The organism is Candidatus Pelagadaptatus aseana, from assembly GCF_040362265.1.
GTDB lineage: Bacteria > Pseudomonadota > Gammaproteobacteria > Pseudomonadales > Cellvibrionaceae > Pelagadaptatus > Pelagadaptatus aseana.
In genome coordinates this window covers 17,817-42,305 of record NZ_BAABNJ010000001.1, presented here as the reverse complement: position 1 = coordinate 42,305, position 24,489 = coordinate 17,817, and the positions used below count along the sequence as shown (strand labels likewise).

The 24,489-nt window shown below is 51.7% G+C and carries 23 protein-coding genes; 16 read left to right on the top strand and 7 right to left on the bottom strand.

Features of this window, described 5'->3' with window-relative positions:
* The first annotated feature begins 26 nt into the window (after window positions 1-26).
* The 3 genes from ACPXV9_RS00205 to ACPXV9_RS00195 are packed head-to-tail and all read left to right on the top strand — an operon-like array spanning window position 27 to window position 1,384.
* Entirely contained in the window at window positions 27-563 is a 537-nt protein-coding gene (locus ACPXV9_RS00205; RefSeq protein ID WP_423893652.1) for a GNAT family N-acetyltransferase, read from the top strand.
* A 26-nt stretch (window positions 564-589) separates the two neighbouring features.
* Window positions 590-1,126 carry a hypothetical protein gene (locus ACPXV9_RS00200; RefSeq protein WP_423893651.1) on the top strand — a complete coding sequence of 179 codons (537 nt, stop codon included), beginning with the start codon at window positions 590-592 and terminating at the stop codon, window positions 1,124-1,126.
* A 12-nt stretch (window positions 1,127-1,138) separates the two neighbouring features.
* Complete coding sequence (locus ACPXV9_RS00195) at window positions 1,139-1,384, top strand: DUF6868 family protein (protein WP_423893650.1); 246 nt, start codon at window positions 1,139-1,141, stop codon at window positions 1,382-1,384.
* 69 nt (window positions 1,385-1,453) lie between these two features.
* On the opposite strand, the gene ACPXV9_RS00190 is transcribed toward ACPXV9_RS00195, so the two are convergent.
* From ACPXV9_RS00190 to ACPXV9_RS00175, 4 genes are all read right to left on the bottom strand, one after another.
* A complete protein-coding gene (locus ACPXV9_RS00190) occupies window positions 1,454-2,500 on the bottom strand; it encodes a 2-oxo acid dehydrogenase subunit E2 (protein ID WP_423893649.1) in 1,047 nt (348 codons plus the stop codon).
* 26 nt (window positions 2,501-2,526) lie between these two features.
* On the bottom strand, window positions 2,527-3,516 hold the full coding sequence (locus tag ACPXV9_RS00185) for an alpha-ketoacid dehydrogenase subunit beta (protein WP_423893648.1): 990 nt from the start codon (window positions 3,514-3,516) through the stop codon (window positions 2,527-2,529).
* Between the two features lie 3 nt (window positions 3,517-3,519).
* On the bottom strand, window positions 3,520-4,629 hold the full coding sequence (gene pdhA, locus ACPXV9_RS00180; protein WP_423893647.1) for a pyruvate dehydrogenase (acetyl-transferring) E1 component subunit alpha: 1,110 nt from the start codon (window positions 4,627-4,629) through the stop codon (window positions 3,520-3,522).
* Window positions 4,630-4,917: 288 nt separating this feature from the next.
* Window positions 4,918-5,793: an RluA family pseudouridine synthase gene (locus ACPXV9_RS00175; RefSeq protein ID WP_423893646.1), complete on the bottom strand. Its 876-nt coding sequence runs from the start codon at window positions 5,791-5,793 to the stop codon at window positions 4,918-4,920.
* 199 nt (window positions 5,794-5,992) lie between these two features.
* Between ACPXV9_RS00175 and ACPXV9_RS00170 the strand changes: the two genes are divergently transcribed.
* Window positions 5,993-7,792 (top strand): methyl-accepting chemotaxis protein, encoded by a 1,800-nt coding sequence (locus tag ACPXV9_RS00170; protein ID WP_423893645.1) that lies wholly within the window; start codon window positions 5,993-5,995, stop codon window positions 7,790-7,792.
* Window positions 7,793-7,794: 2 nt separating this feature from the next.
* Here ACPXV9_RS00170 and ACPXV9_RS00165 read toward each other — a convergent pair whose 3' ends face one another.
* The 3 genes from ACPXV9_RS00165 to ACPXV9_RS00155 form a co-directional block, all read right to left on the bottom strand.
* Complete coding sequence (locus ACPXV9_RS00165; protein ID WP_423893644.1) at window positions 7,795-10,971, bottom strand: ATP-binding protein; 3,177 nt, start codon at window positions 10,969-10,971, stop codon at window positions 7,795-7,797.
* Window positions 10,972-10,991: 20 nt separating this feature from the next.
* Window positions 10,992-11,921 (bottom strand): ABC transporter substrate-binding protein, encoded by a 930-nt coding sequence (locus ACPXV9_RS00160; protein WP_423893643.1) that lies wholly within the window; start codon window positions 11,919-11,921, stop codon window positions 10,992-10,994.
* Between the two features lie 145 nt (window positions 11,922-12,066).
* Entirely contained in the window at window positions 12,067-12,996 is a 930-nt protein-coding gene (locus tag ACPXV9_RS00155; protein WP_423893642.1) for an SdiA-regulated domain-containing protein, read from the bottom strand.
* A gap of 204 nt (window positions 12,997-13,200) precedes the next feature.
* Between ACPXV9_RS00155 and ACPXV9_RS00150 the strand changes: the two genes are divergently transcribed.
* The 12 genes from ACPXV9_RS00150 to ACPXV9_RS00095 all read left to right on the top strand — a co-directional run bounded on the left by ACPXV9_RS00150 (window position 13,201) and on the right by ACPXV9_RS00095 (window position 24,486).
* Window positions 13,201-14,826, top strand: a complete 1,626-nt coding sequence (locus tag ACPXV9_RS00150) for a methyl-accepting chemotaxis protein (RefSeq protein WP_423893641.1) — start codon at window positions 13,201-13,203, stop codon at window positions 14,824-14,826.
* 152 nt (window positions 14,827-14,978) lie between these two features.
* Complete coding sequence (locus ACPXV9_RS00145; protein ID WP_423893640.1) at window positions 14,979-15,893, top strand: bile acid:sodium symporter family protein; 915 nt, start codon at window positions 14,979-14,981, stop codon at window positions 15,891-15,893.
* A gap of 204 nt (window positions 15,894-16,097) precedes the next feature.
* Window positions 16,098-16,931, top strand: a complete 834-nt coding sequence (locus tag ACPXV9_RS00140; RefSeq protein ID WP_423893639.1) for a M15 family metallopeptidase — start codon at window positions 16,098-16,100, stop codon at window positions 16,929-16,931.
* Between the two features lie 427 nt (window positions 16,932-17,358).
* Complete coding sequence (locus ACPXV9_RS00135; RefSeq protein WP_423893638.1) at window positions 17,359-18,906, top strand: 2-isopropylmalate synthase; 1,548 nt, start codon at window positions 17,359-17,361, stop codon at window positions 18,904-18,906.
* 90 nt (window positions 18,907-18,996) lie between these two features.
* A complete protein-coding gene (locus tag ACPXV9_RS00130) occupies window positions 18,997-19,857 on the top strand; it encodes a hypothetical protein (protein WP_423893637.1) in 861 nt (286 codons plus the stop codon).
* Window positions 19,858-19,868: 11 nt separating this feature from the next.
* Complete coding sequence (rimI, locus tag ACPXV9_RS00125) at window positions 19,869-20,330, top strand: ribosomal protein S18-alanine N-acetyltransferase (RefSeq protein ID WP_423893636.1); 462 nt, start codon at window positions 19,869-19,871, stop codon at window positions 20,328-20,330.
* A gap of 163 nt (window positions 20,331-20,493) precedes the next feature.
* Complete coding sequence (locus ACPXV9_RS00120) at window positions 20,494-21,315, top strand: ParA family protein (protein WP_423893635.1); 822 nt, start codon at window positions 20,494-20,496, stop codon at window positions 21,313-21,315.
* A gap of 182 nt (window positions 21,316-21,497) precedes the next feature.
* The gene (locus ACPXV9_RS00115; protein WP_423893634.1) at window positions 21,498-22,130 is read left to right on the top strand and encodes a DUF2796 domain-containing protein; all 633 of its coding nucleotides are present in this window, start codon (window positions 21,498-21,500) and stop codon (window positions 22,128-22,130) included.
* Between the two features lie 42 nt (window positions 22,131-22,172).
* Window positions 22,173-22,613, top strand: coding sequence for a Fur family transcriptional regulator (locus tag ACPXV9_RS00110; protein WP_423893633.1), 441 nt, complete (start codon window positions 22,173-22,175; stop codon window positions 22,611-22,613).
* A 22-nt stretch (window positions 22,614-22,635) separates the two neighbouring features.
* Window positions 22,636-23,058, top strand: a complete 423-nt coding sequence (locus ACPXV9_RS00105) for a MerC domain-containing protein (RefSeq protein ID WP_423893632.1) — start codon at window positions 22,636-22,638, stop codon at window positions 23,056-23,058.
* Window positions 23,059-23,134: 76 nt separating this feature from the next.
* Window positions 23,135-23,485, top strand: coding sequence for a phosphoribosyl-AMP cyclohydrolase (hisI, locus tag ACPXV9_RS00100; protein WP_423894309.1), 351 nt, complete (start codon window positions 23,135-23,137; stop codon window positions 23,483-23,485).
* Window positions 23,482-24,486, top strand: coding sequence for a CobW family GTP-binding protein (locus ACPXV9_RS00095; protein WP_423893631.1), 1,005 nt, complete (start codon window positions 23,482-23,484; stop codon window positions 24,484-24,486). The genes hisI and ACPXV9_RS00095 overlap by 4 nt, the downstream gene beginning before the upstream one ends.
* Window positions 24,487-24,489: the final 3 nt, after the last annotated feature.

The window sequence follows — 24,489 nt, the reverse complement described above, 5'->3', positions numbered from 1 at the left end:
GGTTACTTGTTACAGGAGTCAGGCCCATGAAGCTAAACCGCTTTACTGAAGATCAAACACAGCCAGTCATCCAGCTTTATACCGATGTTTTTGCCGCCTCCGAAGGTGAGACGGAGGGCAAGGTTATCGGTGAGTTGGTTGCCAACCTGATCACCACAACATCAGTGGATGATCTGCTCGGCTTTGTTGCCCGTGTTGATGATCGTATTGCCGGGTGCATTTTCTTCAGCCGCTTTACCGTGCCAGATGGCTCGCTGGCTTTTTTGCTGTCACCGGTGGCGGTTGCCACCCAGCTTCAGGGTACCGGCATTGGCCAGCGGCTGATTCGCTATGGCCTGAATCAGCTCAAGATTGCCGGAGCCGAACTGGTGTTTACCTATGGTGATCCCAATTACTATTCCCGTGTCGGTTTCCAGCAAATTGATGAATCCTGCATCCGCCCTCCTTATCCTTTGAGTCAGCCGATTGGCTGGATGGCCCAATTGCTAGAGGGCGGTGATGTGCCTTCCATGTCGGGTCAGACCCAGTGCGTTTCGGCTTTTTCTGATCCGGCTTATTGGTAGTCGATATGGTTTTCAGAGTTGTTGTTTTGAGAATTGTTATTTTTACGTTACTTGGTTCGATGCTGCTGTCTTGCAGTGGTGATCTTCGGCTTGCCGCAGCGGGGGCAGCCAGTGATGATGCAGCGCCTGGCTATGTGGTCAGTGGTAACAGGGTTGAGTTGGGCTCTCTGGAAGGAGGCGAGCTGTCTCTGAAAAAAATGGTCAGCGGTGATCTCAATAATGACGGTGTGCCGGATCGGGCCGTGGTGTTGGTAAACAATTCGAGTGGTTCCGGTGTGCTCTACTATTTGAACGTGTTTCTCGGCACGGATTCAGATGGCTGGCAGTTTGTGGCTGAGGAATTTCTGGGCGATCGGATTGTGCTGCAAGAGATGTCCATTTATGGCGAGGGTTCTGTGTCGGCCATTACCGGTGTGCCAATTCACTCAGATGATTATGGCCAGCTGATGCTGGCTTACTATACTTATAAGGTGGATCAGGCTTTCAGCGAAAAGCCGGCATTGTTTTTGACCAGACACTGGAAGTTTGAAGCGGGTGACTTGCAGAGGCTGGAAAACTATTAACGGGGGATAATCATGTTAGAGCTTCCAACGGTAACGGCGTTCTTTGGCTGGTGTCTGGTGTTTAATACGGCTTTTCTGGTGTTCTCCAGTTTGTTTTTGTACTGGTTTCGCGACTGGGCCATAGAGATTCACAGCAAGCTTTGCGGCGTCGAAAAAGACCAGTTGAATGTGTTGTACTTCAACTATCTGGGGCACTTTAAAATTGTCACCATTACCTTGTCGCTGGTGCCCTATCTGGCCCTGAAAATGATTGCCTGATGTAACGTTTGGGGCTTTCGTAAAGGCGGTGTTTTTCGTAACGGCGATGTCTTTCATAACGGCTAGGCTTTACAGTGCGGCAATAAAAGCGCTCAGGAAGTGCGCGGCTTCCGCGCCGGTAACCACCCGATGATCAAAGCTTAATGACAGTGGCAGGGTTTTTCTCGCCTCAATATTTTTTTCTCCATCTCTGTTGGCGATGACTTTCGCCTCCTGCCGAATCCCGCCTGCACCGATGATGGCGACCGCCGGTGGAATGATCATGGGTGTCGCGTAACGCCCACACAAGAGCCGTTGGTCGCTGTTGGTGAGTGTGCCAAAGTTCGATAAAGCAATGGTGGCACCCTGTAATTCCCGGACCGGAATGCTGCGCTGGTGGACGTCTTGTCTAAGTGCATTGAGCCCCTGGCGCAAACTGCTGTCGTCGCGATTGGCTATGTCTCTCAATACCGGGGCAAACAAGCCCTGATCGGTGTTTACGGCCAGGGCCAGATCAATCTGTGGTTGCGGCGCCAGTGTCAGTTGACGTTCGTCAAACCAGGCGTTGAGCAAAGGCTGTTGTCTGATGGCGGCCACCATGGCGTGGCACAATTGTACTGTGACGTCGGTCTTGTTATCCCAGTGTTCTATGTCGGCGTCTTCACACAGGGTAACGCTGGCGCTGTGAGCCTGTGTGGCACCAATGGCTTTGGCCATGGCCCGGCGCGGACCACGCAGCGGCTCGCCGCCGATGGCTGGCGGGTTTGGTATAGGCACATCGTTATCTTTATCGTCAGCGGGCGGGGATGGCGGTGCGGCGCCAATAATAAAAAAATCTTCTTCCTCCGGATCGGTTTCGGTCTGAGTGATTTCGCCAACCACGGTGCCCGTGTCTTCGTCTGTGGCGTTGTCGTATTCCACCAGTGGTTCGCCGATATGAATAAAGTCACCAGCCTGCCCGAAACAGCGCGCAATAACACCGGCCTGAGGTGATGGGATTTCCACCAGTGCCTTGGCGGTTTCCACCACCACCAAAACGTCATCGACGGCGACGCAGTCACCCGCATTAACCTGCCATTCGACAATTTCTGCTTCCTGTAAACCCTCACCCAGATCGGGCAGTTTGAAGTAACGCATAGAGCCTCCTCGGTTTCGGTCAGGGTTTACGCTTTCATCAATTGTTTGATTGCTGCGCTGATGTCATGGGTGTCGGGCATGTACAGATCTTCGTTTTTCAGCAGCGGCATGATGGCGTCGTAACCACTGACACGAACCACCGGTGCCTGCAGATAAGCCATGGCCTGTTCGCCGATTTGTGCTGCGATTTCAGCGCCGACCCCAAAACTGCGTGCCGCTTCATGCACAATCAGGCAGCGTCCGGTTTTTTTTACGGACGCCAGTATGGTGGTCATATCCAGTGGCTTGATGGTGGCGACATCAATGACTTCGACATCAATCCCGGCTTCGGCCATCGCTCTGGCGGCCTGCAGGGATTCCATTACCATGGCGCCCCAGGTCACCAGTGTCAGATCGGCGCCGGGGCGCAGGGTGAAGCAGGTGTCCAGTGGCAGGGCTTCGCCATCGTCCGCCAGACTGTGTTTGACCGCGCGATAAATCCGTTTGGGTTCGAGAAAAATAACCGGATCGGGATCGCGAATGGCCGCCAGTAACAGACCGTAGGCACGACGAGGCGAACTGGGAATAACCACCCGCAGACCGGGAATATGTGCCAGCATGGCTTCGGTGCTCTCGGAGTGGTGCTCGGGGGCGTGAATACCCCCGCCAAAAGGTGCGCGCAATACCATGGGGCAGTGCAGACGGCCGCGGGTGCGGTGACGCAGGCGGGCGGCGTGACTTACCAGTTGTTCAAAGGTGGCGTAGATAAACCCCATAAATTGAATTTCTGCCACGGGTTTCAATCCCTGGGTGGCCATGCCGACGGTCAGGCCGGCGATCAGGGCTTCTGCCAGCGGCGTATCGATGACCCTCTGGGGGCCAAACTGTTGTTGCAGATTGACGGTGGCGCGAAATACTCCGCCGTTGCGGCCAATATCCTCACCAAGCAGTACCACATCCTCGTCGTGGCGCATTTCGTATTGCATTGCCAGATTGATGGCTTCAATCATGGTCAGTTTTTCGGTTGTGTTTTGCATGCTTCAGCCCTCCCCGTGGTTGTGGCGCAATCTGGCTTTTTGTAACAGCGCATCGCGCTGTTGTCGGTAGGCGTCGGGCAGTCTGGCAAACAAATGATCAAACAGGTCTTCGGGCTGCTGTGGTGGCAGGTTCAAGTATTGCTGCACGGCTTTTTCTACCAGTTCCTGACAGTGTCTCTGCAGTTGGGTTTCGTCTTCCGGATTCCAGAAATGCTGTTGATGCAGCAGGGTCTGCAAGCGCTTTATCGGCTCGCGCTGCCAGGCCTGATTAACGTCTTCGTTGTTGCGATAGCGGCTGGCGTCGTCGGCTGTGGTGTGGTCGCCCAGCCGGTAGCTGATGGCTTCAATCAATGTCGGTCCCTTGCCGCTGCGCGCTTTTTTCAGTGCCATGGCAACCTGGCTGTAAACAGCGATGACATCGTTACCGTCGACGCGAATGCCCTCGATGCCCGCCAATTGAGCCTTATCGGCCAGATGTCGGGATGCGCTCTGTAAATAGGATGGCGTGGATATCGCCCATTGGTTGTTATTGATTACCAGTACCAAAGGCAATTGCCAGACTCCGGCGACATTGAGCGTTTCCAGAAAATCCCCTTTGGAGGTGGCGCCATCACCGAGTGTGCAAACCACGGCATGTTTCTGCTGGCGCAGTTTAAGCGCACTGGCAATGCCCGCCGCGTGACTGCACTGGGTGGCGATGGGAATGCAGTTGGGTAAATCCTGACTGGCATTGGCAAAACAGTTGCCGCGCTCGTCGCCGCCCCAGAACAACAGCTGTTCCACCATGGAGACACCGCGTATCAATTGCGTGGCCTGGTCCCGGTAGTACGGAACCAGAATGTCTTCGGGGTGCATGGCGTAGCCGATACCGGTGCCAATGGCCTCCTGTCCGAGACAAGACGGGTAGGTGCCTAGTTGCCCGGTGCGCTGCAGGGCAACACATTTTTTATCAAAACTGCGGGTCAGAACCATGCTTTTGTAAAACGACAAGAGCAGTTCGGCGGTGACGAATTCTGGCAGAGGTTGCTGTAAATGACCGTCTTCACCGAGGATGCTGAGGCTCGGTTGAACGGTTGTCTCCCTGCCTTTCAGGCTGGCGTGATAATGGCCCATAACAATACTCCTGCTGGAGGGTATTGCCGTGTCCGCAATGATCAAAGAAGTGAACGCTGCCAGTGCTTTTGGCTTGGCGGGCAATACCCTGACGGTTAAAGGATCACTTTAATTCAGGATTTTTTGTAAACGGATGACTCGACATTAGCACGTAATCACAATGGGAATCGAGGCGGTTTTAGATCAAGCTGTTATTAAATAAAGCATTTGAAACAGCCTGTGTTTCTGAAAAAGACGAGCGTCCTAAAAACAAATATCAGAGCTGAAAAAAGTGGAATTTGATTGCGGCTATGGGTCTTTTTTAGGATGCAGTTGAAGTCGGAATTGGGGCGGAGCCTGATAGCGTTTTTGTTCCTGATTGAGCGGACATAGGAACGCCAGTGTGACCGACTGCAGTTGCAGATCGCAGTGATCTTTCTCGCCGGTGCCATAGAGCCTGTCGCCGACAATCGGGTAGCCAATGCCGGCGAGATGACGCCGTATCTGATGTTTGCGCCCGGTTTTCAATTGCACATCAAGCAATGATCGCTGTGGCTGGCATTGAACCCCATTAAAAATACTGCAGGCGTGTTTACCGTCGATCTCTTCTGTTATTTTCAGATCCTTAGGTTGGTTGCTGAAGTCGCCATGGACAATGGCCTGGTAGCGCTTGTCCATGTCACCCTGGGCAAAATACTCACTGAACAGGCGCGCGGCTTTCTTACTGTGTGCCAGCAGTATCAATCCGGTGGTGGCACGATCCAGACGGTGCACCAGAAACACCGGGCGGGGGTTGTTGCTTTTATTGAATTCAATTTCAACCCAGCGCTGGATGCTGGCGAAGTCGCCCCAACGGCTGCCCTGACAGGCGAGGCCAAAGGGTTTGAACCAGACGCTGTAGTCTGCCTCGTCGGCGATCAGCAGCGGCTCTGGAACCGTTTGTTCGAGCAGTTCGGCATTGTAATTCAGTTGCAGACAGTCGCCGGCAAGTAGGGTTTTACTGGCTCTGCGCAGGCGCTGTTTACGCTGTCCTCGCACCAGCCAGACCGCACCCTTGTGCATGGCGCTTTTTATTTGTCCCTGTGACAACCCGGTATGCTCAGCCAGCAACTGACTGGATTTGGTTGAGGCGTTGCCGACGTCTATGTCGAGACTGAGTTCAATGATCGGATTGAGGTTTGCCATAGTGGAAACGGTTTGTGACTTTATGCCGAGTGATTCTACTGGTTTGTCAGATAAATTTCCGGTGTTTGGGAACCGTTAAATTGAGTGCGGTAATAACCATTATAATTGTAAGTGTTTAGACCATGGTCGTACTGTGCAGCAAAGTAACTTGGGGCAAGATTACCGGTCACATTGTTGAAATGTTGTGGCAGGTGGGCCAATGGCTTCATGGTATCGTGCGATTGAGCGCTTATTTTTTAATTCGTTGTCGAAAAAAATTACCGGCAACGTCGTATTTCTGTTGTTGCCGCACATTGCATTGCTGTTGATCGGTTATCACTACGCCGGTGAAATCTCGGTTGTCATCGAATCCCTGCAATTGACGGAAATACAGCAACAACAGTTGAACACATTGTTGGATGATTTCTGGAGTCTGGGTGCCGCCACGTTGTTGGTGGCATTGTTGGCCGGTGTGTTTACCATCTTTTTTATGCGTCACCTGTTTCTGCAACCGGTGGTGGCCATGACCGAAGTGTTGAGCAATATCAAAACCAAGAATGGCGATATTTCTGCCACTCTGCCGGCTTACACTTGCGATGAAATTTCCGATATGGCCTGCAGTTACAATGAGTTTGCCGAAAGTCTCAAACAGATGATTGCAGAAATGCGTCGTCGCAGTGTCAATGTGGCCTTGTGTGCCACCCGACTGCAGAAAACCCTGGCCGGTGTGGATGAATCCGTGCGTGAGCAACAGCAGCGTGCCGACCGCGTCTATCGCTCCAGCGAAGAGGCTACACTGGCGATCAATAATATTGCGTTGTCGGCAACAACCATCCGTGAAACCAATGACGCCACTCAAGCGGAAGTCAAACTGTCACGACAGGATCTTGATAAAGTGCTGCATCAGGTATCTGACGTAGGGGAGCTGGCGCTGAATTTTCAGGAGACGGTCCGCCAGCTGAGCAATAACTCCGATAACATTTCCAAGATCCTGACCATGGTTCAGGATTTTTCCGAGCAGACCAATTTGCTGGCCCTGAATGCATCCATTGAGGCGGCCAGGGCCGGTGAGGCCGGCAGAGGTTTTGCCGTGGTGGCTGATGAGGTCAGAGGTCTGGCGCAGAAAGTCAGCAGTGCCACCACAGAAATTGACAAGAATATTGCCCAGATGAGTGCTCTGGTTGATGAAACGAGAAGCAGTGCCGATTCGATTCAGAGCCACGTTTCGAAAACCGTGGATCATGTCGACACCGCCAATACCCGCTTCGACAAATTGGTGACGGATTTTCAGGTGGTGGGTGAGCAGTTGTCCGGGATTGGGGCGGCCATTGATCAATTGGCTGAAACCAATCAGGGCTCTCATCAGAGTGTGATTGATATTTCCAATATCGCACGACAGATTGCGGAAGAAATGGATGGTTCCAGAACCTATTCTGAAGATCTGGAGGTTTCAACTGAACAGAGTCAGGAGTTGTTGTCGCAATTTATTATTGGCTTTGGCGGTTTTGAAAACATGATCCAGATTGTGCGTGGTTGGGCCGTGCAAACCACAGAGCAGCTTGAGGTATTGTCGGCAAGTCAGAATCTGTTTGATCAGGATTACATTCGCGCCAATGAGGGGCAGCTGCCGGAAAAATACAATGTCGGTTATGTCGATGCGTTTGCCAGCGCGATGCAGCCATTGTTCGAGAGCTTTATCAAACAGCACCCGCAGTTTATCTATGCCATTGCCGTAGATAAAAACGGTTATGCGCCGGTGCATCACGCCAAGGTGTCTCAGCCAATGACTGGCAATTTCGAAGTGGATAACCTCAACAGTCGGCATCGCCGAATTTTTAATGGCAGCCGTGCAGAAATACGCAGGGCAGCAAGTACAGCGCCATTTTTATTGCAAACTTTTATCCGCGATACCGGCCAGGTGTTGAACGATTTATCGATTCCCCTGTACGTGAATGGCAAGCACTGGGGCGCGTTGATTACCGGGTTTGAACCGCAGCAGTTACTGGAAGACGATCGCTGAATTTATGCCGAGTGATCGTCCTCGGTAGAAGCTTGTGCTATCTGATCCAGTTCACTTAGCAGGGTGTTCTTCAGGTGATTAGCGGCCTGATCCACATCCGGCCACAGTTGCGACATCAGTTGCAGGTTGCCTTCCTTACCGGCATTTTCCATCAGATTCATCAGCTCGTACATCTGCAATCCTGAAAGGTTGGCGCAGACTCCTTTGATGGCATGGGCCAGACGGGTTGCTTCGTCGGCATCCTGGTGGTCAATGGCGTGTTTCAACTCGGTAATACGTGCCGGAGTATCGTCCAGATACATTCTCAGCATGATGGCGACCCGGTCTGATTTGTTGCGCAGACGATTGTAGAGTGCATCGCGATCCCAGCAATTATTGTCTGGGATCGATTTTTCGATTTGAGAGTCTGCAACGGTCGCCACTTTTTCAGGTAGCCATTTTTCCAGTTTCTGTTCCAGCTTGTCCGGGTCAATGGGTTTGGCCAGATAGTCATTCATACCGGCTTCAAGACAGGCCTCCTGATCTTTCTTCATGGCGTTGGCGGTCATGGCGACAATGGCGATGTCGGTGTTGGCGGTTCCGGCTTCACCTCGGCGGATTGCCCGAGTTGCCTGAAAGCCATCCATGATGGGCATCTGGCAATCCATAAAGACCAGTTGATAGGGTGACTCTGCCTGTTCCAGAGTGGTCAGGGCGACCTTGCCGTTGTCGGCGATGTCCACGTGCAGGTCGTATTCTTCCAGTGTTGCCAGTGCCACCTGTTGATTGATCAAATTGTCCTCTACCACCAGAATTCGAGAGCCAGCAGACACCTGGCTGCGGCTGGCTTTTGTTGTTTGGGTGGTTGACTGTTTTTCAATGCTTGCCAGTAATTTTCTGGGCGTCGACGGTAGCATCAGTTGATGGGCATAATCGCTTTGGAAATTTTTTCCATGGTGGTGATTCAGTAGCAGGATTTGAGCCGGGTTAGATTCCTGAAGGAGTTTCTTGAAGCGCAACAGGTGAGGCGATTGATCGTCTTCTTCCTGTAATAACTCGGTGTCGATCGCCACCAGTTTGTTGTGGTTTTCCAACAAGTCTTCAAAGGTGTTGAGCAGTTGTCCCAGTGGTTGTTGCTCTGCGATGATCACCTGTTTGAAATTGAGGTGTCCGAATTGTTGTGACAGGCTCTGGCAGAGTTTCTGGTCGTTGGTAAAAATCGCCACATTATCCAGGCCGGAAAGACTGGTTGGTGAGCGCAGAGGGCTTTGTTGGCTGCCTTTGGGGAGTGAGACTTTGAACCAGAAGCGGCTGCCTTTGCCCAGCTCACTTTCAAGGCCGATTTGGCCATGCATCATTTCCACCAGTTGTTTGGCGATTGATAATCCCAAGCCGGTGCCGCCATATTGTCTGGTGGTGGAGGCATCGGCCTGTGAAAAAGAGTCAAACATCTGGTGCTGCTTGTCTTCGGGAATGCCAATGCCTGTGTCTGTCACCGCCAAAGTCAGGTCCAGGTTATCGCTGTCGGGGTTGTCTTCGGCAGTCAGGCTCAAGGTGATGGAGCCCGACTCGGTAAACTTGGTGGCGTTGCTGGTGAAGTTGGTTATGATCTGGCGAATCCGGCCCGGGTCACCGATGACGTTGTGATTAAAGTCCAGAGGAAAATCAAAGTAAAAGCTGACGTCCTTCTGTTCAGAACTGAATGAGGCAGAGTCCGAGTGAGCGCTCAACAGCTCAACCAGATCGAACTCAATAATATCCAACTCCAGTTTGCCGGCTTCAATTTTGGAGAAGTCCAGAATGTCATTGATCAGAGTCAGCAGCGAGTTGGCGCTGGCCTTGGCCATGTCCGCGTAATGCTGTTGTTGATTGGTGAGTGATTCACTTTCCAGTAGTCGTAACATGCCCATAACCCCATTCATCGGGGTGCGAATTTCATGACTCATATTGGCGAGGAATTCGGATTTAGCCTGGGTGGCGGATTCGGCTTTTTCCTTGGCGTCTTCCAGAGCCCAGGTCTGAAATTCCAGATCCGTGGCGTACTGGTGCAATTTCTCTTCGGTGGCAATTTGCTGGCTGATATCTTCGATGGTGATAAACAGACCCAGAGTCTCTTGATTTTTTGCCAGTTCGGGCCACAAGCTGACCTTCAGGGTGGATGGTTGGTCTCCATCGAGTGATGTTTCCACAGTGAAAGATTGCTCTTCTCCCTCGAGAGCCATGTCAAAGTAGTGGGCATGTTTGGTGAATATGTCAGTGCCGTGCAGGGCGGTAAGTTTTGATTCAATAATGGAGTCGGTATCTATCGCCGGGTTGTGGCTTTTAATCCAGTCAAAGTAATTATTGTTGGCAAATTGATAGCGCAGCTGCTTGTCCACATAGGCCAGTAAGTAGGGGGCTCGGTTGGCGATATCGTCCAGATGTTTGCGCGCTTCACTGAGTTGCTGTTCTTTTAAAAAGCGCGTTTGATTCAACTTGTTGTAGCTTTCTGACAAGTCTTCGAGCTCGTCGCCGGTGCTGATCTGAGAAACAATTGGCGTGTCGGATTCTTCCTGACGTTTGAGGGTGTCAATAACCTGATGCAGTGGCCGTAACAGAATCTTTCTTTGCAGCCAGTAAATGATCGCAAGGGTTATAAATAATTGAAAAAAAGCGGTGCCTAGCAAGGCCAGGGTTCTATTGCGCAGTGAGGCAATGGCTTCCGAAGTGTCGTAAACCATGACCAGAGTATGTGGGCGCAACCGGTTGCTGCCGGGGTCGATCAAGTTGATGTTGGTTGCTTTGTAAAACAGATTGCCTTGAAATTCGGAAAAGCTTTTATCCTGACTGTCGAAAAACTTTTTCAGAAAACGCTGCAAGTCGGGGTTGGCATTTTGCAGGAAGTTTTTACCCAGATGTTGATGGTGAATGCCCGCCAGTAGAGTGCCATTGCTGTTGTTGATGATGGCAACGTGACGAACGTCCCGCTCAGCACCAAGGGAACTGATGATTCTCATCAGTTCATCGTTGAGAATTTTCGATTCGATCAGCATGATCAGATTGTCGCTGATGTACTGGCCTTTGTATTGAATCTGATTTTTCAGGTATTCGCTGCTGGTCTTGTACATCAGGATGGACAGGGAGCAGGCCAGTATCAGGCCAAGAACAATCAGGGGCAGCGTGAGTTTGAAGGTCAGTGATTGGGTGCGTTTTTTAAGCATGGATTTCCGACGGGTTTTTCTTACTGGGCGCCTTTCCAGGCGATGGGTTTCATTTGATTACAGTCGATTTGCAAGGCGCCTGTGTGCACCAGTGTCTTACACACAGCTTTGGCTGAGGTTTCAATTTTAAGCGGGTCGTTGAGTAGATTGGCCTGACTGCTGCTGTCGATGATAAACAGATCGTTGGTGACGGCCTGGAACTCTTCAACTGTAATGCCTTGTCGTTCGGCCATGATCTGCAGTGCGTCATCGGGATTATGTTTGGTGTAATCCAGCGCTTTTTGCCATGCGCGGTGTATCTGGCCCGGGAGTTCGGGTTTGGCTTGCAGTATGTGCTTGGCGATTGCCAGAGTGTCGATGATTTCAAAGGGGATTTCGGAGCTGTCAAAGATTTGCTGGTAACCGCCCTGATTGAGAATATTGAGGGATTCCGGTGGATAGGTCACAAAGGCGTCAATGCGGCCCTGTTGTAGAGCGTTTAGGCCCTGCGCCTGCTCGGTGTTGACAAGACGGACATCCTCCAGAGTCATTCCGTGCCTGGTCAGGGCCCGTTGTAGGACAAACAGCCCTAGAGATGAGAGCTCGGCACCGACGGTTTTGCCTTTTAGAGCAGACATGTTGTCGATTTCGTTATTGGCCAGAATCACATCGCCGCCATTGGAAAAATCTGACACCAGAATCACCGAGAGCGGAGCGCCTCCCAGTGGTTCCGCCTGAACCGCTTCAATCAGGGTGCTGGCCAGCCCGTCAACCCGACCGTTGGTATAGGCTCTTTGGGAATCGCTCAGTGACATGAGCTGAACAATTTCGATATTGGCCCCTTCCTCTTTAAAGAAGCCTTTCTGTTCGGCCAGATACAGATATTCGTAACCGGGCCAGGGGTTGAGTGCAATTCGAATGGTGTGATCCTGATCGCTGTTGCCGCAACCCGAGAGGAGGGTGAGCGACATGATAAGGCTCAAGCCAAGCGCAGCAAAGGATGGACGAGACTTGGGTGTGCGACAGTGCCGGGGCATGACTGCTCCTGTTGTTATAATGGGTCATCAAATCGATGGCTGTATTGATTCTAGACCGAAACAGGAACAGTTTTCTTTATTATCGGCTTCTTTCGCGATTATTTTTTCTCTCAAAGCGATAAAAGAGGTTGGGCTCGCTGAGTATATAGAGATTGCCATTGTCGTCCATGGTGATGCCTTCCGGTTGAGGGATGCCGGGGAGCAAACCGGGGAAGCCTCTGGGTAGGCTCAGCTCAGACAATAGATCACCGGCGATGGACACCTCGCTGATTTTTCTGGATTCGTCACTTAACAGCAGCAGATTGTTGGTGTCGGGATCGAAGTGAATGCCGGAGAAATCGCGATTGCCAAAGTTGTTTTCTTCAAGATTCCAGAGGGAAGAAACGGATTGCGCTTTTGCCTGCCGGGTGAAGCCGGTAATTTGGTACAGGGCTCTGGGTGATTTTTCGTTCACCACAAACAGACTGTCGGTTCTTGCATCGAAACTGATGCCTTCAAACCCTTTGTTGTTACCCGTCGTCAATGGCAGCGTCAGCAGTTGGGCGTCCTGGCGATAGCTGGTGCGCGTAGTGGGGCCAATGGTGATGATGGCGACGCTGCGTCGTCTTTCTTCGGTGATGGCAAAGCGTTGATTGCCAAGGTATACCAGTCCTTCGGTATCGTGGAATCCATGCAGGTCTATGTGTCGCAAGACCTGACCGTGAATGTCCAGTTCAATCATCTTGGTGGGGTTGTTGATAACCGCAAACAGTGTCCCGGTGTCCTGATTGTGGCTCAGGCCGGAGGCGTTTTCGGTTATTCCGGTCAGTGGCAAGGCCCGCACTGTCAGTTGGTAATCCGATAAGGTCAGCGTGGTTCCCGCGGGCAGTTTGGCGTGAGCATGGCTGACTATCTGGATCAGGATCGCCAGCAATAAACTGGCTACAGCTAGGTAGCCCGCTTGTTGAAGTGACAGGCGGTGGAAGAATGTGTGGTTGTGCAAGTCCATTTGCGCCAGCAGGTATTTCATGGTGACGCTTCTCTCTGATTTGAGGATGCCACAGTGTGGCCAGTTGAGATGACGTTGGGCTTGCTGGTTTGTGAATCTTTTATGACAGTGCGCTTGCTTGGGGGGCAATGGTTAAAGATGGGCGCCTGCGCGCCGATGAAGTTCAGAGGATGGCCCGATACTGGGCTATGCTGAAACAACCCCACCACTGATCAGGTTTTCATTATGGACTTTAATAGCATCCGGGTGCGCTACAGCGCCACTTTCTGTGGCCTCGCGCTGTTTTTTATTGTGGTTGTTGCGATGAGCGTGTCTCTGGTGTCAAAGACCGAGCGCGGGATGTTGCTGTTTGCGCAATCATTTAACCCGGCCATATCGGCTGTATTGAATGCCGACCGGGATCTGTATCAGGCCCGTGTGGCAGAACTGCAGTTGTTGCTGGGCAGCGCGCCTGCGGTAGAGGTCAGAAAAGATTTTGAAGAAAACGCCCAACAGGCTTATGACCGCATGCAGAAGTACAAGTCACTGTTGAGTGACAGTCCTGATCTTATTGCCAAGCTGAATGGCTTCGAGGCGAGTTTTAAACAGTGGAAAAATACTGCAGCCAAAGTGTTTGATTTAATGGCTGCGGGTGATTCGTCTGCTGCTAAAGCTTTGAGTGAGGGTGCTTCGCTCAAGGCATTTGGCAAGCTCAGGGACTTTTACGATATCGCTGGTGAAGCGGCGGATCTGGCCAGTGGGGAAATGAGGGTTATGACCTCTGAGTCGGTTCATGGCAGCCAGATGGTGTTGCTGATTGTCAGTGGTGTGGTGATTATTCTGATGTTGGTGGCCGGTGTTGTGGCACCCAAGGCCATGGCGGATGCTCTGGAAGAGTTGTCCCATGAGCTTAAAGGTTTGAACAGTGGTGATGGTGACCTGACTCGCCGGATACACTCCACCCGCAAAGACGAGATTGGGCGGGTGGCCCATGATCTGGATGCGTTAATGGACGGTTTGACGGCCCTGATTCGATCCATTGCCGATGGCTCTTCGGGGTTGATCGATGGTGTCGGACGTCTTAATAGCGGGGCGGATCAAGTGCGTGAAATCAGCCAGAAGCAGACAGAAAAGGTCGAGGTGATTGTCACTGCAGTCAATGAAATGTCGTACGCCGTGAAAGAGGTGGCTCAGAACGCGCAGTTAACCGCTTCGGAAATTGCCGAGGTGAATAGTTTGACGGAAGAGGGCAGTCGCATAACCCAGAATTCGGTGGCCACCATTGAAAGTCTGTCGCAAACGGTTAATCAGGCTGCGGAAGTGATTTCGCGCTTATCGACCAATTCAGCGGATATTGCCTCTGTGCTGGATGTGATTCGCGGTATTGCTGAGCAGACCAATCTGTTGGCTTTGAATGCGGCTATTGAGGCGGCCAGAGCCGGTGAACAGGGTCGAGGCTTTGCGGTGGTGGCTGATGAGGTGAGGTCACTGGCCAGTAAAACCCAGGATTCCACTCAGAGCATTCAGGAAATGATCGAGTCGCTGCAAACTGGAGTAGAGGATGCGGTTAAGTCAATCAGCAAAGGGCATGATGCGACACAGGAAACCGTGGCCCTGTCCCAGCAAACTCTGGATGCACTGCAGAAGATTACCGAGGCTTCCATGCGTGTTTCCGATGTAGCTGTGCAAACGGCTACGGCAACCGAGCAGCAGAGTCAGGTGGCCGATGAGATCAGCCAGAATCTCACTGCGATGTCAGAGCACACGCGTGAAAATTACGAAGTGGCCAAACGCAACGGTGATCTTGCCGCTGATACCATGCAGTCGGCCCATGAATTAAGTGATTCCGTAACCCGCTTCAAATTATCTTAACCCTTGTCTTGCAGGGGTTTTAGGGCGAAGAAGACTGTTAATCTGGCCGCAAAATACGCACTCTCTTTGCGCACCGGAGGGTAAAATGCTCTTCGGTGTTCTGCCTGTTAAGGTGGGCATAATAACTAGATAACGATAATTGAGATGTGAGTATGTTTGCCTGGTATCTGGCCAATGAATACTGGTTTGCTGCTACCCAACTGACCCTGGCAATGCTGGGTATGGGAGCGACTCTGAAGGTGTCTGATTTCAGAGATGTTTTACGTGAGCCAAAGGCCGTTCTGATTGGCTTAATGGTGCAGCTGATAGCGGTGCCATTAATGACCTGGGGGATTATCCAGACCGTCAGTCTGGAGGCCGGAGTGCTGGTTGGTCTGGCGCTGATTGCGGCCATTCCCGGTGGCACGGTTTCCAATATCTATACCTACCTTGCACGGGGAAATATTCCTCTGTCGATCAGCATTACGGCGGTAACAACTCTTGGGTGTCTGGTTTCTACGCCCATTATTATGGGGTTGCTGATCAGTGAATATATGCCAGCCGATTTTGAAATGCCGGCGGCCCAGATTGCCATAGAAATTGCGGTCTTTTTATTGCTGCCGTTGATGCTCGGTATGCTCTGCTACCACCTCTTTCCCAAGCGGGCGGAGCTTATCTCAAAGTGGGGCGTGAGAGGCTCAATGCTGGTGATCGTGGCGATTGTGATTGGCTCGGCGGGTGCGGGTCGGCTGGATACCGAGGCCTTTGGTCTGGACAATATGCTGATTATTGGCGGCTTTTTTGTCGGGTTGATTCTGGTGGGGGCTATCCCGCCGGCTATGGCCGGATTGTCACGCCCGGATACGGTTGCTATCGAGGTTGAGGTGGCGGTGCGCAACACCAATTTGGGCTTGCTGATTAAAGCTTCGCTGTTTCCTGCTGTAGCAGGGCAGATGGATCCGGTGGGCGATTTTGTTCTGTTTACCCTCTTGTTGTATGGGGCTTTACAGATTTTTATCGGTTTGTTGTGGGCGGCCTGGCGCCGCTATCAGATAGGTCTGGATTCAGGTTCTGCCCAATCGATGTGATAGTTAAAACCCATCGAAATAACGAGGGGGGATTGTCGAGCCAGACCTAGTTTTGTGATATCTTGTGATCTATAAATAGATTTTGATCATATAAAGATCGTTTCTTAGACTTTGTTTGTTTTTAAGGGGTTGCCTACGTGAATCGCCGTGATCTTTTGACCGGTTTTTTTTGCTGGAGCTGCGTTTACTGGATCCAACGCTTATTTGTGGCAGTTGGCTCATGATTCAGCTCCTGAGGAGTTTGGGGATGATGCACTGGCTGCTGCCAGTGAGCCGGTGGCTGACTCTGAGGCCCCAGTCGAAGGTAGTGGCAAGCTGGTCGCTACATCCATAGAAGATAAAGTTCGTTTCTTTGAGCGCGAGTTCGAAGATGATATCCGTCTGCCGGAATCCGAGTGGGCCCTGATGCAGTCGGTTCTGCTTCGGCTTGAGCGGGTTCAGAAGGTGGTCGGGCATGGCAATTTTAATGTGCTGGCCTTTGACGATGCCCTGAAGTTTGCCAAGCGTTATAACTCGGTGGGCGAATTTACCAAGCGCGAGTTGGATTTTATCGAGAAGGTTTTCTTTACCGAAGCGGCTGATTACGGCTTTCTGGGAGAGAAGGTGTCTCATCAGTTGACCGATCGCATTGCCAAGGCCGATACCTATAAGGTGCCTTACTCGGGGCATTTTCTGTTCCGGGGAGATTCTCTGGCGTACTACGACAAGCTGAAGAAGGATATCGGTTCCAACATTATTCTGACTTCCGGTATCCGCAGTAACGTCAAGCAGATGCATTTGTTCTTGGCAAAGGCGGCGGCTTCAAATTACAACCTGTCCAAAGCTTCCCGTTCTCTGGCACCTCCCGGTCACTCGTTTCATGGCATTGGTGATTTTGATGTGGGTCGTGTCGGTTGGGGTGCTCGCAACTTTACCGATCAGTTTGCGGAAACCGATGAGTTCAAGCGCATGCAGGATCTGGGTTATGTGCAAATACGATACACCCAGGATAATCAGCTGGGTGTGCGGTTTGAGCCATGGCATATCAAGGTGGTTTAATCCAGTCATAAAGACTTTCAGCGCCGGCGCAAGCCGGCGTTGTTGTTTTTGGGGTAGGCTAAAGGTTGTTTCTTCTTGTTTTTGATTTATTTTAGGATAATGTTTTCGCTTGGCTGGTTATGGTGCTCTTTTATTGCAATTTCATCCTAAATAAGATCATTTATTAGGATGTGTATTGATATGAGAGGGTGGCCTGATTATAGTGGCACCATAGATTAGCCGGCCTTGATGCCGTTCCGGATTGATAATTGATGAACGCTTTTATTGAACATTCCCAGCTTCTGATCAGAAGCTCACGCCTGTTTGTGGCACTGCTAAAGTATCTATTGCGACTGCAGTGATCCGTCTCGAGCCTCCGGCTCATGTTTCTGCTTTTTTATATTGATTGTTTGTGTTGCTGAAGTGGCGGCACTGTTGGGGAAATACCATGAGTAAAGACAAGTTAGTTATTTTTGATACCACCTTACGTGACGGTGAGCAGAGCCCGGGTGCGTCCATGACCCGTGAAGAAAAAATTCGCATCGCCAAAATGCTGGAAATGATGCGGGTGGATGTCATTGAGGCCGGTTTTGCCATTGCCAGTCCCGGTGATTTTGAGTCGGTCAAGGCAGTGGCTGAAGCGGTGAAAGATTCCCGTGTTTGCAGCTTGGCTCGCGCTGTCCGGCCAGATATTGAAAGGGCGGGTGAGGCGCTGAAGAATGCCAATGCCGGTCGTATTCACACCTTTATTGCCACTTCGCCGATTCATATGAAGTACAAGTTGCAGATGGAGCCGGATGCGGTGTTGGAGCAGGCGGTTAACGCGGTGAAGATGGCGCGTAATCTGTGTGATGACGTCGAGTTTTCTCTGGAGGACGGCAGCCGCTCTGAAGACGATTTTATGTTCCGCATCATCGAGGCCGTAATTGATGCCGGGGCCGGTACCATCAATATTCCCGATACCGTTGGTTATGGTACGCCTGAAGAGTATGGCGGTATGTTCCGTCGCGTTATTGAAAATGTGCCCAATTCCGATAAGGCGATTTTTTCTACCCATTGCCACAACGATTTGGGTCTGGCGGTTGCCAATTCATTGTCGGCCGTGATGAATGGGGTGCGTCAGGTTGAGTGCACCATTAACGGTCTGGGCGAGCGTGCTGGTAATGCCTCACTGGAGGAGCTGGTGATGGCGGTGCGCACCCGCAAGGATTTCTACCCGGTGGAGACTCATATCGATACGACTCATATAGTTCCCACTTCGCGCCTGGTGGCCAGTGTGACCGGGTTCCCGGTTCAGCCCAATAAGGCCATTGTGGGGGCCAATGCGTTTGCCCACGAGTCCGGTATCCATCAGGACGGTGTGCTCAAGCACCGTGAAACCTATGAAATTATGGTGGCTCAGGATGTGGGTTGGAATACCAACAAGTTGGTATTGGGTAAGCACTCAGGGCGTGCGGCGGTCAGGGCGCGTTTTGAGGAGCTGGGTATCAGCTTTGACGATAAGGATGAGTTTAACGAGGTCTTTAAGCGCTTTAAGGATCTGGCGGATCGCAAGCACGAAATTTTCGATGAGGATCTGCAGACTCTGGTGGTTGATGGCACTGCGGATGCCTGTGAAGATATCTACGCGTTCAAAAGTATGGAGGTGACCTGTAAAACAGGTACAACGCCTTCGGCCAGTCTGGTATTGAAAAAGTCTGGAGAGCAGATCGACGTCAGTTCCGAGGGCAGTGGCCCGGTTGATGCCACCTTCAAGGCGATTGAGAAGGCGGCTAACAGTGGCGCTGATCTGGAGCTTTACTCGGTCAATGCGATTACTTCGGGTACCGAGGCGCAGGGTGATGTGACGGTTCGTCTGGCTCGTGACGGTTTGATTGTTAATGGTGTCGGGGCCGATACCGACGTGGTGGCAGCCTCCGCCAAGGCTTACTTGCACGCGCTGAACCTGCTTGAGTCAGGTTCCACCAAGGCACATCCCCAGCACGAAGGTGTTTAACGCACTGTTTTGACTCTGCTGGTTTAGGGTATGATTCATGGCCGGGGCCCTGTGCTCCGGCTTTTTTTATGGCGACTTCAGATTCTATTCATGGTTAACGAAACTCAGCGACAGCAATATCTTGAGGCGATTGGTATCGATAGTTATATGCCTCGCTGGCTGCTGCCTGTGGCGCCTGAGCCTGTGCGGTGCGAAGCTCCTGTCGTTGCTGAGCCAGAGGTTGTTGAATCTGGGGCTGTTAAGCCCGAGGTGGCCGCTGAGTCGGCGCAACAGTCGGAATCAGCTGGGCTCGATTCGGTTGATGCTATAAGGCCCGAAGCTGCTGTGGCCGAGTCAGCTGCAGTTCAAAAACCGGTTTCGAAACCTGACATCAAGCCCGCCATTGAGTTGCTGGACGATGCGGCGGTTGAATCCAAGCCCCTGCCATCTGTTGAAGTGGTGCCTCAGGGTGAATCAATTGAGGCCAGCTTTGCTTTGGGGTTGTGGCGAGTTTCCGAGGATTTGTTGGTGGTTGACAGCCGTCAGGCGGAGCTGGCTCTTCCTGTGGATACGCTGCTATCCAATATTTTGGCGGCGTTGGGTTACCCCCGTGTCGCCTTGCCAAAACTGGAGGTGGTTCGCTGGCCCTATGGTGGCAACGCCTTCAGTGATAAATCTGCCCAGGCTGCCCGCCATATGATGAGTGCCATGATGACGGCCAAGCTGGAGCAGCAGCCGGTGAAGTATCTCTTGTTGCTGGGTGATTCCGCTTGTCATTACCTGTTACCGGACGGTATTGAGGGGTTGGGGGAAACTGCCGAAGTTTCCTATTCGGGTTTGTTGGGCAAGGCAGTACGTCTGGATGACTGGAATTGCAGTGCCATTGTTGCGCCAAGCCTTGCCGAGATGCTGCAGCAGCCGGAGTTGAAGGCGGTGGCCTGGGATGCCATTCAGCCGCTGCGGTTGCTCTAGAGTGATTGGTCGTGGTGGATAGACTGGTCAGGCCCTTACAGGCGGACGATCTTGACTCTGTGATGACGCTGGAACTTAAGGCGCATGCCTATCCCTGGTCAGAGTCCATTATGCAGAGTGCCTTGTCCCGTCATCATTGCTGGGGGGTGTTTGCAGGTCCTCAGCTTCTTGGGTTTGCGGTTTTTTCGTCGGTTGTGGATGAGGCGGAATTGCTTGATTGTGTGGTGGATCCGGCCTGCCATAGTCAGGGATTGGGGCGCTTCTTGATGGGCGAGGTGTTGCCACAGGTCGAGGGCTTTGCGCGACGGGTTTTTCTGGAGGTCCGCGAAAGCAATGCGCCAGCCATTGCCCTGTATCAGTCGGTTGGTTTTGTCGAGGTGGGGTGTCGTGAAGGTTATTACCCTGCACCTACAGGGCGGGAGGACGCACTGCTGATGGCGCTGGAGTTTGGTGGTTTTGTGTTTTCCGTCTGATTTCCTCTGTTGCGACCTCCTGCAACAAGTGGCTTGGGTGGTTTCGGCCATTGTTTTAGTGTCGGTTTTCTGTAGGATGTTGGCGTAAGTTTACAGGGTTGTCTCTGTCTCAATTTCTATTTGGCTGTGATGTTTTAGTGGTGTCAACACCCGGGGGTATGTCGTGATTCGAGTTGTATTTAATCAGAAAGGTGGTGTGGGCAAATCCAGTATTACCTGCAATCTGGCGGCCGTCAGTGCCAGTCTGGGGTATCGAACCCTGGTGGTGGATCTGGATGTTCAGGGTAACAGCAGCCATTATCTGGGTTTTGATGATGCTGAGTGGTCTGAAGCTACTGTGGCCCATTATCTGAGCCAGAAATCCGGTTTTTTTAACAGTGGCCGCAAGCCGGTTGATTTTGTTCATGAGACGCCGTTTGAAAATCTGTTTGTGATGCCGGCCAGCCCGGAATTGGCCCATGTCGAAAAAGATCTGGAGAGCCGCTACAAGATTTATAAGCTGCGCGACGCCTTACAGGATCTGGAGGCTGAATTCGATCAAATCTTTATTGATACGCCCCCGAATTTTAATTTTTACAGCAAGTCGGCCCTGATTGCGGCCAATGAATTATTGATCCCGTTTGATTGCGATAGCTTCTCGCTGCATGCCCTGCATATTCTTATGGATAACGTGTTTGAGTTAAAAGAAGATCACAATCCGAATCTGGAATTGGGTGGTGTGGTTGTTAACCAGTACAACAGCCAGGCGCGTTTGCCACAACAGTTGGTGGATGTGCTCCATGGTGATCAGCTGCCTGTGTACGCTTCTTTCTTGCCGGCTTCAGTGAAAATGAAGGAGTCGCACAGTGCGCGTAAGCCGCTGGTTCATCTGGCGGCCTCCCACAAGTTGACCAAGGCGTTGGAGTCCCTGTTTGGTGATGTCGAGGGTCGTAATTACGCTTCGCCCGAGGAGGCCAGTGAAAAAGGCGCTGCGGAGCCAGCTTGAGTCAAATAGAGACATAAAAAAGGCGGGGTAACCCGCCTTTTTTATGTCTGATAATTTGTGCCTTGTTGCTAGCGGGGCTCTCGTGCGGTGCGGCTCATTATGCTGAGGCTCGCAGGACTTTATTGTTTGAAATGATATGATGTATCATCAGGTTTTGTGTCTCAGTCTCAGGAGTTCCTCCAATGATCAGGTTTGTGTTTGTAATAGCCTCTGTGTTGATGATCGTGCCTCTGGTCTCGGCGGAGGGCTCTCATGATCACGACAATCACAATCATCACGGTCACCACAGTCACAGTCATAACCAGCATGACCATGAGGATACCTACGAGCAGTCAGCTCATCTGCACGGTGAGGCGGAATTGACTCTGGCGCTCGAGGGCAAGGTTCTGGAAATTGCACTGGAATCACCAGCCGCCAATCTGGTTGGTTTCGAGCATAAGGCCGAAACCGAGTCTCAGTTGTCCGCTGTAGCTCAGGCGAAAGCCGTATTGCAGTCAGCCGATAGCCTCTTTTCCATTTCTGGTGGTGATTGTGTGGTCGAACATCAGGACGTGGATGTGTCGTCTTTGCTCGACGACGATAATCACCATGATCACAAGGGTCATGATCATGAGGATCATGCAAACGATGACCACAGTGAGATAGCCGCGCATTACCAGTATCTGTGTTCTGATGCGGCGCAGGTGGAGTCTGTGGCTACTGCCTTGATCAAACGCTTTCCCGGAATAGAAAGGTTGAAGGTTATCTGGCTCAGTGAGGCTGGTCAGGGAGCGGTTGTTTTAAAGGGTGATTCTGATCGGATTCAATTCAAATAGTGTGCTGATGGAAGCTGGCGGATGAGTAATCTGGATAAAATAATGGATCGTGCCGAGGACAGTTGTCGCGCGCACGGGGCACGACTGACCAATAAGCGCAAGCAGGTGCTGTCGGGTTTGCTTAAGTCTGAGAAGGCGATGTCAGCCTATGAACTGGTGGATTTCTGCCGGGATGAATACGGTGAATCTCTGCCGCCGATGTCGGTCTATCGTATTTTGGAATTCCTGCAGCAGGAGAGCCTGGTGCACAAACTGAGCCTGGCCAATAAATACATTGCCTGTGCTCACATTGCCTGTGATCACGATCACGGCGTACCGCAGTTTCTGATTTGCAGTCATTGCCAGCGGGTAGAAGAGATCACCATTAACCAGGCCACCATTGATACATTAAAACAGAATGTAGAAAGCGCCGGTTTTCATTTGGTCAGCCCGCAATTGGAAATGAATTGTCTTTGCGATCGGTGCAAAGATTCCACTGTTTAGTCTCCGATGTTATTGAATTGTTATGATAAATATCCAAGCCTTTGCCGATAAAACGGCAATCAGTCTTTCTTTTGTTTGTGTTGTTCATTGTCTGGCTGTACCGGTGTTGCTGGTTCTATTGCCCTCGTTAATGGCGTTCAATCTGGGCGATGAAGCATTTCATAATTGGCTTTTGGTAGCGGTGGTGCCGGCCAGTGTGTTGGCTTTGGCGATGGGCTGTAAAAAACATCGGCAATTGCGGGTGCTGATGCTGGGTGGGTTGGGGTTGGCGATTTTGCTGTCGGTGCCTGTGCTTGGGCACGATTTTCTGGGTGAAACCGGCGAGAAAATATTGACTCTGGTGGGGGCGATGATTATCGCAGTGGGGCACTGGTTTAATCACCGTTTGTGCCAGACATCACAATGTGAATGTGAGGCAGAGTCTTCCCAAGGTTTAGGCAGTTAATCGGCGCATGAAGAATATTTATTTCCAATCCATAGAGGGATTATCTGCTGGGGAAAGTGTGGCCCTGCAGGATGCAATGGCTGAGCTCAATTTTAATTCGCAGGGCCTGATTCCGGTGATTACTCAAGACGCCACCAGTCGTGAAGTGTTGATGATGGCCTGGATGAATCAGGAATCCTTGGCCAAGACTCTGGAGGCCGGTCGGATGATTTACTGGTCCCGCAGTCGTCAGGCGTTGTGGGCAAAAGGTGAGACCAGTGGGCATGTGCAGCTGCTGAAATCCATGCGGATCGATTGCGATGGCGATGCCATCCTGTGTCTGGTTGATCAAACTGGAGCAGCCTGTCATACAGGTCGATCCAATTGTTTTTATTTGCAAGTAGATCTGGGCAATCAATGTGTAACGATTATGAGTCAGCCGCAATGAGTGCATCTGAAACTGCTATTAAAGCCATTCCCACCAATATCATCACCGGCTTTCTCGGGGTGGGCAAAACCTCCGCCATTCTGAATCTGCTTGAATCCAAACCCACCGATGAACGATGGGCGGTGCTGGTTAATGAGTTTGGTGAAATCGGTGTTGACGGCAGTTTGTTTCAGGGGCGTCACGGTGAAGAACAGCAGGTCTATATCCGTGAGGTGCCCGGTGGATGCATGTGCTGTGCGGCCGGTTTGCCAATGCAGATTGCCCTGAATCAGCTGCTGACCCGGGCCAAGCCCGATCGCTTACTGATTGAGCCGACGGGTCTCGGGCATCCGGTTGAAGTGCTGGAGGTGTTGACGGCCGATTACTACCGCGAGGTGCTGTCGATTCAAAAAACACTGACTCTGGTGGATGCCAGAAAGTTGGAGGATGATCGCTACACCGGCCATGACACCTTTAATCAGCAAATTGCCATTGCGGATGTGGTGGTTGGCAATAAGCAGGATCTCTACAGTCCCGAGCATTTTCAGTTGTTGGAAAACTATATTGCCGATAAGTCGGCGCTCGATGCGACGGTTGTCTTCAGTGAGCAGGGCAAGGTATCGCTGGCATTACTTGATGGGCCGAGCGCAATGACGTTGCCAGGGCATCACCATCATCACCATAAGTCTGAATCTGGAGTTGGTGCGGCGGATCAGCCTTTACCGCAACAGGGATTCCTCAAGGCCGTTAATCAGGGCGAGGGATTTCAGAGTGTGGGCTGGCGGTTTGATCCCGTCAAAACCTTTGATCGCAGTCGCCTCTATGCGTTTTTGAGTGGCATCACGGCAGAGCGTATGAAAGCGGTTTTTATTACCGGGGAGGGTGTGTTCGGTTACAACCTGACCAGTGATGCGTTGCTCGAGATTGAGCTGGACGATTGTCTTGAGAGCCGAATCGAGATCATTGCTCTCGAGGTTGACCCCTCCTGGGAAGAGGGGTTGTTTGCCTGTCTCGACGACTAGTGG

Bases quoted from the DNA above. Each gene is read 5' to 3' on its own strand.
- ACPXV9_RS00205 (WP_423893652.1), top strand. From the start codon at position 27: ATGAAGCTAAACCGCTTTACTGAAGATCAAACACAGCCAGTCATCCAG.
- ACPXV9_RS00195 (WP_423893650.1), top strand. From the start codon at position 1,139: ATGTTAGAGCTTCCAACGGTAACGGCGTTCTTTGGCTGGTGTCTGGTG.
- ACPXV9_RS00190 (WP_423893649.1), bottom strand. From the start codon at position 2,500: ATGCGTTACTTCAAACTGCCCGATCTGGGTGAGGGTTTACAGGAAGCA.
- ACPXV9_RS00185 (WP_423893648.1), bottom strand. From the start codon at position 3,516: ATGCAAAACACAACCGAAAAACTGACCATGATTGAAGCCATCAATCTG.
- pdhA (WP_423893647.1), bottom strand. From the start codon at position 4,629: ATGGGCCATTATCACGCCAGCCTGAAAGGCAGGGAGACAACCGTTCAA.
- ACPXV9_RS00175 (WP_423893646.1), bottom strand. From the start codon at position 5,793: ATGGCAAACCTCAATCCGATCATTGAACTCAGTCTCGACATAGACGTC.
- ACPXV9_RS00170 (WP_423893645.1), top strand. From the start codon at position 5,993: ATGGCTTCATGGTATCGTGCGATTGAGCGCTTATTTTTTAATTCGTTG.
- ACPXV9_RS00165 (WP_423893644.1), bottom strand. From the start codon at position 10,971: ATGCTTAAAAAACGCACCCAATCACTGACCTTCAAACTCACGCTGCCC.
- ACPXV9_RS00160 (WP_423893643.1), bottom strand. From the start codon at position 11,921: ATGTCGCTCACCCTCCTCTCGGGTTGCGGCAACAGCGATCAGGATCAC.
- ACPXV9_RS00155 (WP_423893642.1), bottom strand. From the start codon at position 12,996: ATGAAATACCTGCTGGCGCAAATGGACTTGCACAACCACACATTCTTC.
- ACPXV9_RS00150 (WP_423893641.1), top strand. From the start codon at position 13,201: ATGGACTTTAATAGCATCCGGGTGCGCTACAGCGCCACTTTCTGTGGC.
- ACPXV9_RS00145 (WP_423893640.1), top strand. From the start codon at position 14,979: ATGTTTGCCTGGTATCTGGCCAATGAATACTGGTTTGCTGCTACCCAA.
- ACPXV9_RS00135 (WP_423893638.1), top strand. From the start codon at position 17,359: ATGAGTAAAGACAAGTTAGTTATTTTTGATACCACCTTACGTGACGGT.
- ACPXV9_RS00130 (WP_423893637.1), top strand. From the start codon at position 18,997: ATGGTTAACGAAACTCAGCGACAGCAATATCTTGAGGCGATTGGTATC.
- ACPXV9_RS00115 (WP_423893634.1), top strand. From the start codon at position 21,498: ATGATCAGGTTTGTGTTTGTAATAGCCTCTGTGTTGATGATCGTGCCT.
- ACPXV9_RS00110 (WP_423893633.1), top strand. From the start codon at position 22,173: ATGGATCGTGCCGAGGACAGTTGTCGCGCGCACGGGGCACGACTGACC.
- ACPXV9_RS00105 (WP_423893632.1), top strand. From the start codon at position 22,636: ATGATAAATATCCAAGCCTTTGCCGATAAAACGGCAATCAGTCTTTCT.
- hisI (WP_423894309.1), top strand. From the start codon at position 23,135: ATGGCTGAGCTCAATTTTAATTCGCAGGGCCTGATTCCGGTGATTACT.
- ACPXV9_RS00095 (WP_423893631.1), top strand. From the start codon at position 23,482: ATGAGTGCATCTGAAACTGCTATTAAAGCCATTCCCACCAATATCATC.